Source organism: Streptococcus mitis, from assembly GCF_001281025.1.
In the GTDB taxonomy this organism is placed as follows: Bacteria; Bacillota; Bacilli; order Lactobacillales; family Streptococcaceae; genus Streptococcus; species Streptococcus mitis_AK.
On sequence record NZ_CP012646.1, the window covers coordinates 109,613 to 122,562 of the forward strand.

Annotated in this window: 13 protein-coding genes; 1 reads left to right on the forward strand and 12 read right to left on the reverse strand. The window is 42.8% G+C overall.

Annotated features, from left to right (window positions below; translation table 11 throughout):
- The first annotated feature begins 10 nt into the window (after positions 1 to 10).
- A protein-coding gene (locus RN80_RS09475; RefSeq protein ID WP_155455657.1) for an IS3 family transposase occupies positions 11 to 1,359 on the forward strand; the annotation gives its coding sequence in 2 pieces (ribosomal slippage) (positions 11 to 452 and positions 452 to 1,359; 1,350 coding nt in all).
- A gap of 51 nt (positions 1,360 to 1,410) precedes the next feature.
- Here the strand turns inward: RN80_RS09475 and pflA are convergent.
- The 12 genes from pflA to RN80_RS00670 form a co-directional block, all read right to left on the reverse strand.
- The gene (gene pflA, locus RN80_RS00615; RefSeq protein WP_001288286.1) at positions 1,411 to 2,205 is read right to left on the reverse strand and encodes a pyruvate formate-lyase-activating protein; all 795 of its coding nucleotides are present in this window, start codon (positions 2,203 to 2,205) and stop codon (positions 1,411 to 1,413) included.
- Between the two features lie 125 nt (positions 2,206 to 2,330).
- Positions 2,331 to 3,581, reverse strand: coding sequence for a diaminopimelate decarboxylase (locus RN80_RS00620; RefSeq protein ID WP_060627168.1), 1,251 nt, complete (start codon positions 3,579 to 3,581; stop codon positions 2,331 to 2,333).
- Between the two features lie 66 nt (positions 3,582 to 3,647).
- Positions 3,648 to 4,475, reverse strand: coding sequence for a pur operon repressor (gene purR / locus RN80_RS00625; protein WP_004238844.1), 828 nt, complete (start codon positions 4,473 to 4,475; stop codon positions 3,648 to 3,650).
- Positions 4,476 to 4,579: 104 nt separating this feature from the next.
- Positions 4,580 to 5,521 carry a 3'-5' exoribonuclease YhaM family protein gene (locus tag RN80_RS00630; protein ID WP_060627169.1) on the reverse strand — a complete coding sequence of 314 codons (942 nt, stop codon included), beginning with the start codon at positions 5,519 to 5,521 and terminating at the stop codon, positions 4,580 to 4,582.
- The gene (locus RN80_RS00635; protein ID WP_060627170.1) at positions 5,511 to 6,767 is read right to left on the reverse strand and encodes a DNA recombination protein RmuC; all 1,257 of its coding nucleotides are present in this window, start codon (positions 6,765 to 6,767) and stop codon (positions 5,511 to 5,513) included. The genes RN80_RS00630 and RN80_RS00635 overlap by 11 nt, the downstream gene beginning before the upstream one ends.
- Before the next feature lies 1 nt (position 6,768).
- Positions 6,769 to 7,431, reverse strand: a complete 663-nt coding sequence (locus RN80_RS00640) for a thiamine diphosphokinase (RefSeq protein ID WP_060627171.1) — start codon at positions 7,429 to 7,431, stop codon at positions 6,769 to 6,771.
- Positions 7,403 to 8,050 (reverse strand): ribulose-phosphate 3-epimerase, encoded by a 648-nt coding sequence (gene rpe, locus RN80_RS00645; RefSeq protein ID WP_060627172.1) that lies wholly within the window; start codon positions 8,048 to 8,050, stop codon positions 7,403 to 7,405. Before rpe ends, RN80_RS00640 begins: the two co-directional genes overlap by 29 nt.
- Before the next feature lie 10 nt (positions 8,051 to 8,060).
- Positions 8,061 to 8,939: a ribosome small subunit-dependent GTPase A gene (gene rsgA, locus RN80_RS00650; protein WP_060627173.1), complete on the reverse strand. Its 879-nt coding sequence runs from the start codon at positions 8,937 to 8,939 to the stop codon at positions 8,061 to 8,063.
- Position 8,940: 1 nt separating this feature from the next.
- The gene (rsmA, locus tag RN80_RS00655) at positions 8,941 to 9,813 is read right to left on the reverse strand and encodes a 16S rRNA (adenine(1518)-N(6)/adenine(1519)-N(6))-dimethyltransferase RsmA (protein WP_060627174.1); all 873 of its coding nucleotides are present in this window, start codon (positions 9,811 to 9,813) and stop codon (positions 8,941 to 8,943) included.
- Positions 9,814 to 9,943: 130 nt separating this feature from the next.
- Positions 9,944 to 10,252 (reverse strand): hypothetical protein, encoded by a 309-nt coding sequence (locus RN80_RS00660; protein ID WP_000333261.1) that lies wholly within the window; start codon positions 10,250 to 10,252, stop codon positions 9,944 to 9,946.
- The gene (locus tag RN80_RS00665; protein WP_000565528.1) at positions 10,245 to 10,886 is read right to left on the reverse strand and encodes an ABC transporter ATP-binding protein; all 642 of its coding nucleotides are present in this window, start codon (positions 10,884 to 10,886) and stop codon (positions 10,245 to 10,247) included. The genes RN80_RS00660 and RN80_RS00665 overlap by 8 nt, the downstream gene beginning before the upstream one ends.
- A 1-nt stretch (position 10,887) precedes the next feature.
- Complete coding sequence (locus tag RN80_RS00670) at positions 10,888 to 12,918, reverse strand: bacteriocin-associated integral membrane family protein (RefSeq protein WP_000825283.1); 2,031 nt, start codon at positions 12,916 to 12,918, stop codon at positions 10,888 to 10,890.
- Between the last annotated feature and the right edge of the window lie 32 nt (positions 12,919 to 12,950).

Here is a 12,950-nt window from a genome sequence, read left to right on the forward strand (position 1 = left end):
GGCTTTTATTATGAAATTAACTTATGATGATAAAGTTCAGATCTATGAACTTAGAAAACAAGGATATAGCTTAGAGAAGCTTTCAAATAAATTTGGGATAAACAATTCTAATATTAGGTACATGATTAAATTGATTGATCGTTATGGAATAGAGTTCGTCAAAAAAGAAAAAAATCGTTACTATTCTCCTGAATTAAAACAAGAAATGATTGATAAAGTCCTACATGAAAACTGGTCTCAAGATAGAGTTTCTCTCGAATATGCTCTCCCAAATCGTGGTATGCTTCCAAATTGGATGGCACAATACAAGAAAAACGGGTATACTATTGTTGAGAAAACAAAAGGGAGACCATCTAAAATGGGACGTAAACCAAAGAAGAAACCCGAAGAGATGACAGAGTTAGAACGACTTCAAGCAGAAAACGAGTATCTGAGAGCGGAGAATGCTGTCCTAAAAAAGTTGAGAGAACTCCGCTTGAAGGAGGAAAAAGAGAAAGAAGAAAGACAGAAATTGTTCAAGAATTAATCACTGATTTTTCGTTAGATATTCTTCTAAAAACCATTAAACTCGCTCGTTCGACCTACTACTATCATTTGAAACAGCTAGACAAACCAGATAAGGATCAAAAGCTTAAAGCTGAAATTCAAGCTATTTTTACCGAACAAAAAGGAAATTACGGATATCGTCGAATCCATTTAGAATTAAGAAATCGTGGTTATGTGGTCAATCATAAAAGAGTTCAACGCTTTATGAAAGTGCTCAATTTACAAGCTAGAATCCGCAAGAAACGCAAGTATTCTTCTCATAAAGGAGATGTTGGCAAGAAAGCAGACAACCTTATTCAACGCCAATTTGAAGCAGCTAAACCAATGGAAAAGTGTTATACGGACGTGACAGAATTTGCCATTCCAGCAAGCGCTCAAAAGCTTTACTTATCACCAGTTTTAGATGGCTTTAATAGCGAAATTATCGCCTATAATCTTTCAACTTCACCCAACTTAGAACAAGTAAAAACAATGTTGGAACAAGCATTCACAGAGAAGCGCTACGAGAATACGATTCTCCATAGTGACCAAGGCTGGCAATATCAACACGATTCTTATCATCAGTTTCTAGAGGGTAAGGGAATTCAAGCATCCATGTCACGTAAAGGTAACAGCCCAGACAACGGCATGATGGAATCTTTCTTTGGCATTATGAAATCGGAGATGTTTTATGGTTATGAGAAGTCATTTGAGTCGCTCAACCAATTGGAACAAGCCATTGTAGACTATATTGATTACTACAACAATAAACGAATTAAGGTAAAACTAAAAGGACTCAGTCCTGTGCAATACAGAACTAAATCCTTCGGATAAATTAATTGTCTAACTTTTTGGGGTCAGTACATGTTTCCATCAGGCTTTTTTTTATCCATGTACACGTTTCATATAGTCTTGGTAACTTTCGGTATCCATGAGTTTCTTAGCGTTCTTGACGCGATCTGCTGTTGGTGGTTTAACCCCTTCGAGGGAATATGGAATTCCCAATTCACGCCATTTGAACTCACCCATAGTGTGATAAGGTAAAATTTCAAACTTATCCACATTTTTGAGGGTCTTGACGAACTTACCAAGTTCAATCAAGTCATCATCTCTATCTGTCAAACCTGGAACTAGCACGTGGCGAATCCAGACAGGTTTTCCAATATCTGATAGATACTGGGCACAAGCCAAGATATTTTTATTGGTTTGGCTAGTGACAATCTTGTGCTGTTCTTCGTTGATTTCCTTGATATCCAAGAGAACTAAGTCAGTAACAGCCATGAGTTTGTCAAACTTCTCAAGGTAACGTGGTTTATTACGGAAAGGCAGTGCACAGGTATCCAAGGTACAGTGGATTCCGTGTTCTTTGGCCTTGGTAAAGAGGGCAATCAAGAAATCAATCTGCAAGAGGGCTTCTCCTCCACTGACTGTAATCCCACCCTTATTCCCCCAGAAACCGCGGTAACGCAAGGCTTCAGTCAAGACATCATCTACCGTCCGTTCACGTGACTTATTGGACTCCATAGCCCAAGTGTCAGGGTTGTGGCAATACTGGCAACGCATGTGACAGCCCTGCAAAAAAACAATAAAGCGAATACCAGGCCCATCTACTGACCCAAAGCTTTCTGTCGAATGCACCATTCCTGTCACTTGTCCATAATCAATTGTTTCTTCAGACATATCGTTACCTTCCTTGAAAACGTTTTATAGTTTTATTATATCATGACTTGAAGGAAAAACAAGATTTTTGCCTATTTTTTAGAAAGCAATCTGTTTTTCAATTTCATTTTCAATTACTTATCATTTTATTCTTCAAAATCAAAGCCATACAAGGTTGCAAAGTAGTCCTCAGGGCGCTCTGCACGGCGGATTTGACGGGCTTTACCTTCTTCGGTATAAAGGATTTCCGCAGAACGAAGTTTAGCATTGTACTGGTAGCCCATGGAAAAACCATGAGCACCTGTATCATGAATTACCAGCAAATCACCTATTTCTGTATGAGGCAGTTCGCGATTCACTGCAAATTTATCATTGTTTTCACAGAGTGAACCAACCACATCTACCACTTCAGCTGGTCCTTCTGGATGAGTCATATTGGTAATATGGTGGTAGGCTCCGTACATAGCTGGACGCATGAGGTTGACTGCTGATGCATCCACACCCAGATAAGTACGGTAGGTTTTTTTCTTATGGGTAACTCTTGTGACCAAAGCACCGTGAGGTGCCAACATAAAACGACCCAATTCGGTAAAAATCTTGACCTGACCAAGACCTGCTGGCGTAAGGACCTCTTCATAAACCTTACGAACCCCCTCACCAATCAAGGCGATATCGTTCGGCTCCTGGTCTGGACGATAGTTGACACCAATACCGCCAGAAAGATTGATAAAGTCTAGCGAAATGCCCAACTTTTCCTTGATTTCAACAGCCAATTCAAAAAGCTGACGAGCCAACTCTGGATAATAGAGATGGGTCACCGTATTGGATGCTAGGAAGGAGTGAATCCCAAAGGTCTTGGCTCCTTTTTCCTTCAAGATGGCAAAAGCTTCAAAGAGCTGGTCCTTGGTCATACCAAACTTGGCTTCTCCAGGATTATCCATAATGTCTGTCCCCAGTTCAAAAACGCCTCCAGGATTGTAACGACATGAGATGATTTCTGGAATGCCTGCTGCTCGCTCCAGATGTTCAATATCTTCAAAGGCATCCAAGTTAATGGTCGCACCCAATTCACGCGCATAGGCATATTCCTTATCTGGCGTATTGTTTGAAGAGAACATGATCTCAGAACCTGGAAAATCCAGTTTATGGCTCATCAAAAGCTCCACATAACTAGAGCAGTCCACACCGCAACCTTCCTCTTGGAGAATTTTCAAAATAGCTGGAGTTGGAGTAGCCTTTACTGCAAAATATTCCTTAAAGCCCTTGTTCCACGAAAAGGCTTGGTTGACAGCTCTTGCCTTCTCACGAATCCCCTTCTCATCATACAAGTGAAAGGGTGTTGGGAACTCAGCAACAATCGCTTCCAAGTCTTCTCTATTGATAAATGGTGTTTTCATAAGTTTCCTTCTATTCTATCTGCAAAGAAAGGCTGGGACAATCGTTCCAACCTTTAGTTCTATCTCTTATTTATCTTCGTCAAAGATATTGCCAACTTCAACATCGATGGCTTGGTTCTTGACATCAATATTGGTTACCTTCAAGAGTGACTTGTAGTCAAACTGCTTTTCACGTTCTTCTTGGGCATTGTCCGCAAAGACCGCTACACCTGCCAATTCTGAATCAAACTCACGCAAGAGACTGATCATCCCGTTGACAGTTCCTCCGCCTTTCAAGAAGTCATCCACAATCAAGACACGGCTGCCTGCCTTGAGACTACGTTTTGAAAGGAACATTTTCTCAATGCGGTCACCACTTGAACCTGATACATAGTTGACGCTGACAGTTGAACCTTCGGTAATTTTCAGGTCACGGCGCACAATAACAAAAGGAACATTGAGGACATTGGCAACTGCATTTGCAAGAGGAACACCCTTAGTCGCTACAGTCATAACTGCATCAATTTTTTGGTCCATAAAGCTCTTGGCAATAATGCGACCAATATTTTTCAAGATAGCTGGTGTGCTAAGCAAATCAGACAGGTAGATATAGCCACCTGGCAAGATACGGTCACTTTCTGACAACTTGGCACGCAAGTCCTCAACCATTTCCTTGGCATCATGACTTGAGATTGATGGTGTGAAAATGACACCACCACCAGCACCAGTTACTGTCTGGATATGACCGATTTCAATTTCCTCAAAGGCGCGTTTGATAATGACAATATCCTCTGAGATGGATGATTTAGCAGATTCATACTTTTCAGCAAAAGTATTGAGACTAGTTAGTTTATAAGGATTATTAATCAAATAGTTGGAAATGACAACCATCCGATCACTTCTTCTTAATTTCATTTCTATTTCCCACTTCATTTAATTTTGATATTTTATCTATTATACCATATTCACATAAAAAAACGAACATTCTTATCCTAAAAATGCTCGTTTTTCTTAAATTATTAATCTAAATCTGGTTTATAGAAGGAACGATTGTCCATAGCGAAGATTTTATTGGTCATCTCTCCCTTATCCACCAAAGCAAGAGCTGTTGACATCATCATCATGCTTGCATCCAGATTGTCAATCATATGGATAATCTCTGCTTCCATAATGCGTGGACGGACTGGACTTCCATACTCAAGTAAGCCGTGGTGACTGAGTATGACGTGACGAAGTAGAACGACTTCTTCCTTGGTATCATCGATACCGAGTTCCATCACTGTCTTGGTAATTTCACTATCAATCAGAGCGATATGCCCAAGGAGATTACCTCGCACTGTGTACTCGGTCTGGTCTGGTCCCGTCAACTCGATGACCTTAGCCAAGTCATGCAACATAATCCCTGCATAAAGCAGGCTCTTATTGAGCTGAGGATAGACTTCGCTAATAGCATCTGCCAAACGCACCATGGTTGCAGTGTGGAAAGCCAAACCCGTTTCAAAGGCATGGTGGTTGGTCTTGGCAGCTGGATAAGAGTAGAATTCCTTATCATACTTGGTGTAGAGATTTCGGACAATTCGTTGCCAGACAGGATTTTCAATTTTGAAAATCATTTGCGACATGTAGTCACGGATTTCCTTGACATCAACTGGCGACTTGACCTTGAAATCAGCTGGATCATTGGGTTCACCAGGCTGAGGCAGGCGAAGAGTAATTTGGTTGACCTGAGGGGTGTTGTTATAAACTTCTCGGCGTCCTTTCATGTGGACAACCTTACCTGCGGTAAAGACCTCAACGTTATGAGGTTGGGCATCCCAGAGTTTCCCTTCAATCTCGCCACTATCATCTTGGAAGGTAAAGGCTAGGTAGTTTTTCCCAGCTCGAGTTTGCCTCAGGTCAGCTGACTTGATTAGGTAAAAGCCTTCAAACAGCTCATCTTTTTTCATGTGACTAATCTTCATATTCTTCCTCATTTTCTTGGAAATGGAGTAGATCAAGCGCAGGCTCACCTTCTGACAACTCAATGTGACGGAGCGTCCGCTCGATAGCTGTAGTGCGACGGTTTAATAATTCATCAATATTGCCAGAGGCATGTTGGAGGTGTTTTTGTGCCTTAACCAGAATGCCACCGAACTTGCCAAACTCGGTCTTGACACTGGCAAGAGTCTTGCTGATATGGTCGGCACTCTTTTGGATATTGAGAGTCTTGAAGCCAACTGATAGGGAATTGAGGAGGGCTGATAGGGTACTTGGCCCTGCGACAATAATCTGCTCCTCCCGCCTCAAATCATCAAAGAAGACCGGATTGCGGACGATTTCTGAGTAGAGACCTTCTGTCGGAACAAACAAGATTCCAAAATTGGTCGTCCGAGGCGGTGCTATGTACTTGATCTTGATATCCTTAGCAAAGCGCTTGACGCTGGCTAAAAGCGATTTACGACAGCGTTCAATCTCGTCCCTATCACCTGCTTCATAGGCTTCTTCTAGGCGGTAATAATCTGCTAGTGGAAACTTGGAGTCAATTGGTAGGTAGACATATTCCTGGTCACCCTGTCCAGGCAACTTGATGGCATACTCCACTCGTTCACTAGAGTTTTCAACCGTTGCGTATTCTCGTTCATACTGGGCAGGGGTCATGATGTCTTCGATGATTTGCCCCAGTTGCAATTCTCCAAGAATCCCTCGCGTCTTGGTTCCAGAGAGAACCTTGTTAAGAGCTCCGACATCACGGGCAACTGTCTGCATTTCTCCAAGGCCACGATTGACAGACTCCAATTGCTTGGAAACTGTCTCAAAGGAGGCCTGCAAGCGTGTCTGCAAGGTCTTTTCTAGTTTTTCTTCGACCGTTTGGCGCATTTGTTCCAGGCGTTGCTCATTTGATTCCTGCAAGGCTTGGAGGCGTTGGTCAGTTTTGTCTCTAGTTTGGAGGAGATTATCTGTCATTTCTTGACGAACCTGAGTCAGGCCCTGGTGCAATTCAATCCGCACTTCTTGCAAACGGTCGCTGACAGCCACTTCCAAATCTTTTTGATCTAACTGACTGGCTTGTCTGGCTTGCTCAAAGCGATAATCTAACTGGTCTGACAAATGATCTGCCTGATCCTCCAAGCTCTTGCTGAGATGTTTTTCCTGCTTATCCTGTCTCTGCCAAATCAGAAAGAGTCCAGCTAGGTTGGCAAGCAATAATAGAACAAGTAAACTTTCCATCCTACCTCCTGTCCTTGCTATGCAGCACGACCACATAGCCATCTGGGCAAGTCACCGAAACTTCCCTATCTATATATTCGTTAGAAGCGTACACTTTTTTAAAGAAAAAATTTTCCTCTGTCAACTCATACTTGGCTCCAAGAATGGTCAGCTGGCTATCCCGAACTGGCATAAAGGCTAAATAATCGTAGTCTGAACGAGGCTGTAGCTGACTGGTCCCTTCTGGACAATAGGCAATCAAATTTTGCCCGTCTTCAATCGCTATCTGGCGCATATAGGGGGCCAACTTAGGATTGCTAGGTAGAAAGACGTTGGCCAGCATGTGATCAATACGGCCACCCAAAGCACCGAAAATAGTGACCTGAGCCTGAGGATTTTTCTCAAAAATAGTCAAGAGAGCCAATTCCAAATCTGTATCATCTTTTTCTGGTCGGGCTTGGACAAAATACTGGGCACGTTTTTGAATCACCTGTCGCTCTTCTGCAGTGACAGAATCAAAATCTCCGACTGCTAGAGCAAGAGGCAAATCTTCTTCCAAGACCCAGAGCGAGCCTCGATCCACACCAACAAAGCAATCAAAGTCTGTCCGGTAGTGACCACGGTCTCCGCCAGCAAAAACGCCAACCCTAGTCCAGTTATTTTCTGAGAGTTTGTACTCGCTCATTGACATCTCCCTTAAAGACATAGGAACCTGCTACAAAAACGGTCGCACCAGCTTCTTTGGCTAGAGCAATAGTTTGGTCATCAATCCCGCCATCCACTTCGATTTCAAAGTTCAAGCCTTTTTCATCACGAAGAGCAACCAACTCACGGACCTTATCCATGGTCTCTGGTAGAAAGGCTTGCCCACCAAAGCCTGGGTTAACTGTCATGACTAAAACTTGGTCAACTAGATGAAGGACGTGCTTGATAGCTTCAACAGGCGTACCAGGATTGATGACAACTGATGGCTTGACACCGAGTGAACGAATTTTTTGGAGGGCACCATGAATATGGGGTGTTGCTTCCACATGGATGCTGATGATATCCGCTCCCGCACGCGCAAAGTCTTCTAAATGATGCTCAGGATTAGCTACCATCAAGTGGCAGTCAAAGACCATCTTGCTATGAGGGCGAAGAGCTTCGACCACACCTGCACCAAAACTGATTTGTGGCACAAAGTGCCCATCCATGATATCGATATGGGCATATTCTGCCCCAGTTGCTTCTAGGCGTTTGATTTCACGTTCAAAGTTGGCATAATCTGCTGCCAGAATTGACGGAGCAATCTTGTATTGAGACATAGGTTTCTCCTTATTTTGGAATTTTTTTGCTGACTTTTTTGTAGGTTTCTCTGCGATTTTCAATCTCACTGAGGAATTGCAGGTAATTGTCAAAACGGAAGGACGCAATGGTGCCCTCTTCCACTGCTGGCTTGACAGCACAAGACGGCTCATGGGTATGGGTACAAGTGCGGAATTTGCAGTCTCGACTGACACTAGCAATCTCTGGAAAGGCCTGATTAAGGTCTTCTGCTGTTGATACTTCATAGTCCAAGGATGAAAAACCTGGTGTGTCTGCGATTTTACCCCCATTGAGGTTGTAAAAACTAACAGCTCGAGTGGTATGGCGCCCGCGACCCAGACTGTCTGAGATTTCTCCCGTTTCAAGATTAAGGTCCGGTGCGATTTTATTGAGAAGAGTTGATTTTCCAACGCCCGTCTGCCCCATAAAAACCGTCACTTTGCCTGTTAACAAAGGCAAGAGTTCCTCTTTACTGGTCACAAAGTCATAGCCGATGTCACTATAAGTCTGTTCATGAAAATCCAGTTGCCCTCTATCTTCCAACAAATCCATTTTAGAAATATAGACGATGGGATGGATGTCCTTGTGCTCCAAAAGAACCAAGAAACGATCCAGCAAATTGCTGTTAAAATCAGGCTCTTTAACGGACATGATTACTACAGCTTGGTCAATATTGACAATGGGAGGACGGACTAGGCTGTTTTTGCGTTCATGAATCTTGAGAATATAACCTTCTGAATTTTCCTCGGCAGAGAAATCTACCCAGTCCCCAACGTAAGGGGTATGACCTTTTTTACGGAAATTTCCACGCGCCCGTGTTTGATAAACCTTTCCCTCACTCTCTACATAGTAGAAGCCTGCCAAGGCTTTAATGATTTGTCCCTGCATCTTAGAGTCCTTGCCCTTTAAGCGCGTCTGCTAGGCTGGCAAATTCTTCCAAGCTAAGAGCTTCCCCACGCACACTTGGTGACAAGCCTGCTTGGTCCAAAGCCTTGGTCAGCTTGTCCTTGACTTCTTCAGTCTTGCCAAAGTAACCTGTCAAGTTATTCCACAAGGTCTTGCGGCGATGAGTAAAACTTGCCTTGGAAACCTTAAAGAAGAAGTTCTCGTCTTCAACTGCTACAGCTGGTTCTGGACGGCGCACCATTTTCAAGATAGCTGAGTCCACATTTGGCGCTGGCACAAATACCGTACGAGGCACGATAAAGGCAACCTTGGCTGTCATGTAATACTGCACCGCAATCGACAAGCTACCGTAGGCCTTGGTATTCGGCTGGGCTGAAATGCGGTCTGCTACTTCCTTTTGCATCATGACCACAAACTCACTAAAAGAAATGCCACTCTCAATCAAGTGCATGAGAATAGGCGTCGTAATGTAGTAAGGCAAATTAGCCACTACCTTGATTGGCAGGTCAGGATTTTTAAAATTCTGGATATGTTGCGCCAAATCGATCTTGAGAATGTCCTCGTTGACTACGGTCACATTGTCAAAATCACGCAAGGTATCTGCCAAAATCGGTACCAAACGGTGGTCGATCTCAAAGGCCATAACTTGAGCTGCACGCTCAGCCAGAAACTCCGTCAAGGCACCAATCCCTGGCCCAATTTCGATAACATTGACCTGGTCATCAATCTCAGCCGTATCCACGATTTTTTGAAGAATATTGGTATCCGTCAAGAAATTTTGCCCGAAGGACTTTTTAAAGGTAAAACCGTGACGCTCCAGCACTGCCTTGGTCACGCTATAATCTGCAATTCTCATCTATTCTCTTTTCTATTATCTGTTACTACTATTGTAACACATTCCCCTTGTATTTTGGGGGTGAAAATCATACCAAAAAACTATCTTCTCTCATGAAGAAAGATAGTCTTGAAAATCTTTAAAGGTGGACTTAGCGGTTCTCTCGAAACATCCGTTCGAAAAAATCAGCTTCTTTATAACTTCGATTTTCAGGTAGGGTCAAATCTACATCCTCCTCCACGTCGTCCACTGTCAGTTCAACCGTTTGAGGTAAATTTTTCAAACGATAATGCTTTTGCCTTTGCCCTTCAATACTAGCAAAATCAAGCAAATAGCCATTCACTCGGATTTGAACCAAAAGGAGATGATTGGTCATATTTTCCATGATGAGAATATCTTCTAAACCACCTCTGGCACTAGGATAATCAGATACCCTGCGAATACGGATTTTTTCACACATGAGCAAGCTCCCTCATATCAATGATTTCATCGGCCTTATTCCAGACTAGGGGATTATGGGTCGCAATGATGATAATTCGATTTTCATCTTTCAAGCCCACCAAGAGATTCATAACCTCCTCTGAATTTTCAGGATCAAGAGCTGCTGTTGGTTCATCTGCCAAAATCAAGGGTGGATTTTTCAAAATAGTCTTCGCAAGGGCAACTCGTTGAGCCTCTCCCCCAGATAAGGTATAAATTTTTTGTTCTAGATCCAAATACCCTAGATTAACTTTTTCTAAAGCCTCCACTTGCCTTTCCAAACGTTCTACTTTTGAGATTTTCTGACCAACAAAGCCCAAATCCAAATTCTCTTTGATTGATTGGTTTTCTAAGAGGCCAAAATTTTGAAAGAGATAGCCCATCTGGTCTCGAAAATACTCACGAGTGGGAATGGTTTTTAAATCTTTCCCCTGATAGAGAACCCTTCCTCCATCTATCTTTTCTAGTTTACCTAAGATATTCAGCAGAGTCGTCTTTCCGCTTCCACTCTTACCGATTAAGGCATAAACCTTGCCCTTCTCCAGCTTGAGGTTTAAACCAGAGAAAATCGCGCGGTCATTAAACTTCTTTTCCAATCCTTGAATATCAATCATCTTATTTTCCTTTCAATACTGCCATGCTACCAGCTTCTTCTTTTTTATCCTGTCTAACTAAAATCAACAGAGCGTTAAGCGTAAACAAAGCTACAACTAGAGCGCTAATCAAGCTATCTCCTGTCAAAACACTAGATAGGATTAGCCCAAGTAAGAGAACTCCTCCTTGCGCCAGTAAGTACTTGCCATGAAGCTCATAGATTGTCATACCAGAAAGACGTTTAATCATGATCTCCCGTCTAAACTGCTCAAAATAGAGAAGATTCATGGAATCAAATAACAAGATAGCCGTAGATAGAGTCAAAATAGTCCCAATAAGGAGAGAGTAGAACTCCATCCGTTTGTCATTTAGTACCTTGGCAAAAAATAGCTGGCTTTTTACCAAATAAGAGACCTTGTGATACAGACCTTGCTCTTTTAGAGCTGTGATGCTGTCTTGATATTGATCTAATTTCAAGGCACTATTAGCCGTAGTTCCCCATAACATCCCTGCAACAGGTCTTGTTCCAGTCGCTTGCGGCGTTAAAACTACAATAATCGGATCTTTTAGGTACTGGCGTGTCGTCTTGTACCCATCGTTATAGAGGAAGCGTTCCTGTCCTGTTTCTGTAAAAGCTAGCGTTACCTGTGGGAGGTAGTGTTTCTGACTCGTCACTTCTACACTTTCAGATGAAAAGTTTTGCAGGTAATCTGTAAATAATCCTTGATAGTAGGCAGACTGCTCTCGCAAGCTCTCAGGCAAGATCAGCCCAAACTCTCCCTCAGACAAGTTTTGCATCTTATCCATAAACTCTGAAGAAACGGTAATCTTTTCTTCTATCAGATAGCGCGGTGAGACATAGATGACATTCCCTGACGGTGTGTAGTCATTGAGACGATTGCCATCTAGGTCCACTTCTGCTCCATCTGAGAAATTGTCAACATTGCTCATAATATAAAAAGAGTCTGTATTGGCTAACCGTTCTTCAGTAAATGTCTGCCACTCACGATTATCCTTACGCATTCCTTCTTCATCGGCAAATGCACTAGACCAACCAAAGGATAGACGGTAACGGTCTGAGGACTGGCTCCATTTATCGCTAGCTCTCTCCATTTCCTGCATTTCACGGTAGTGGGGTAGGAGAGCAGTCGCACTCGAGCCGACCACCAGCACGGCCAAGAGTTGCCCCACCATCATCAATGTCATCATACGTTTGAGAGGGAGTTTCCCTTTCAATAGATCCACCAGACTATTTTCTTGTAAACCAAGTAGATACACGATACTTAATAAGGTAGAAATCCCTACCAAGGCCAATCCATAAAGCAAAAGACCAATGATGACCAGTTGTACCGTTGCCATAAACAAGGCACCTTGATACCAGAGAATCCCCAATCCCAAAAGACTGGATACCAGCACTGAGCAGATAAGCTGTCTCACATCTTCTAACACTGGTCTGAGAGCCACCCCAAACAAGCTCTCACCAGCTATTAAGCGAATCCCTGCTTGACGAAGGGACTTGATCCGATAAATCAGGGTCAGACTCATAAAGGTCAGCAGAAAAATAGCTAGACTCAGTAGCCCCATAGGGGTGGCCGCCAATAATAAGACTATCGAAAATGGATCTTCTCCATTCGAAACAAAGCCTTGATAACCAAGTTCTTTCAAGGTGGTCTGTAAACTCACTCCATCCAAACTTCCTGACACAATCAAGTAAGACCCTAATAAATCACTCGTTTCTGAACTCTCCTTGGAGGAAATGGTCAGACCTTCTGGAAGCTCTCCCTCACCATAAGTGGCATAGATAAAGCGTGTTTCTCCAGCTTCATTTGGCTCAACAATCCGACGGGCGATGAGACTATTATGCTCTACCGCCAAGTGACTCAAAGCCTCTGTCACCTCTTCGCGACTAGCTACTGGTTGATTTATCACCATTCCTGTCACATCAACAGAAGGATAGTTACCAAATAAAATCTCTTCTCGATGGTCAACGGAAGTTATCACCATATAAAGCGATACCAATACCATTGAAATCAAAATAAATAAACGTTTCATCATTTCCTCCAAAAAGTTACTTGGTCACTTAG

Bases quoted from the DNA above. Each gene is read 5' to 3' on its own strand.
- pflA (WP_001288286.1), bottom strand. From the start codon at position 2,205: ATGTCTGAAGAAACAATTGATTATGGACAAGTGACAGGAATGGTGCAT.
- RN80_RS00620 (WP_060627168.1), bottom strand. From the start codon at position 3,581: ATGAAAACACCATTTATCAATAGAGAAGACTTGGAAGCGATTGTTGCT.
- purR (WP_004238844.1), bottom strand. From the start codon at position 4,475: ATGAAATTAAGAAGAAGTGATCGGATGGTTGTCATTTCCAACTATTTG.
- RN80_RS00630 (WP_060627169.1), bottom strand. From the start codon at position 5,521: ATGAAGATTAGTCACATGAAAAAAGATGAGCTGTTTGAAGGCTTTTAC.
- RN80_RS00635 (WP_060627170.1), bottom strand. From the start codon at position 6,767: ATGGAAAGTTTACTTGTTCTATTATTGCTTGCCAACCTAGCTGGACTC.
- RN80_RS00640 (WP_060627171.1), bottom strand. From the start codon at position 7,431: ATGAGCGAGTACAAACTCTCAGAAAATAACTGGACTAGGGTTGGCGTT.
- rpe (WP_060627172.1), bottom strand. From the start codon at position 8,050: ATGTCTCAATACAAGATTGCTCCGTCAATTCTGGCAGCAGATTATGCC.
- rsgA (WP_060627173.1), bottom strand. From the start codon at position 8,939: ATGCAGGGACAAATCATTAAAGCCTTGGCAGGCTTCTACTATGTAGAG.
- rsmA (WP_060627174.1), bottom strand. From the start codon at position 9,813: ATGAGAATTGCAGATTATAGCGTGACCAAGGCAGTGCTGGAGCGTCAC.
- RN80_RS00660 (WP_000333261.1), bottom strand. From the start codon at position 10,252: ATGTGTGAAAAAATCCGTATTCGCAGGGTATCTGATTATCCTAGTGCC.
- RN80_RS00665 (WP_000565528.1), bottom strand. From the start codon at position 10,886: ATGATTGATATTCAAGGATTGGAAAAGAAGTTTAATGACCGCGCGATT.
- RN80_RS00670 (WP_000825283.1), bottom strand. From the start codon at position 12,918: ATGAAACGTTTATTTATTTTGATTTCAATGGTATTGGTATCGCTTTAT.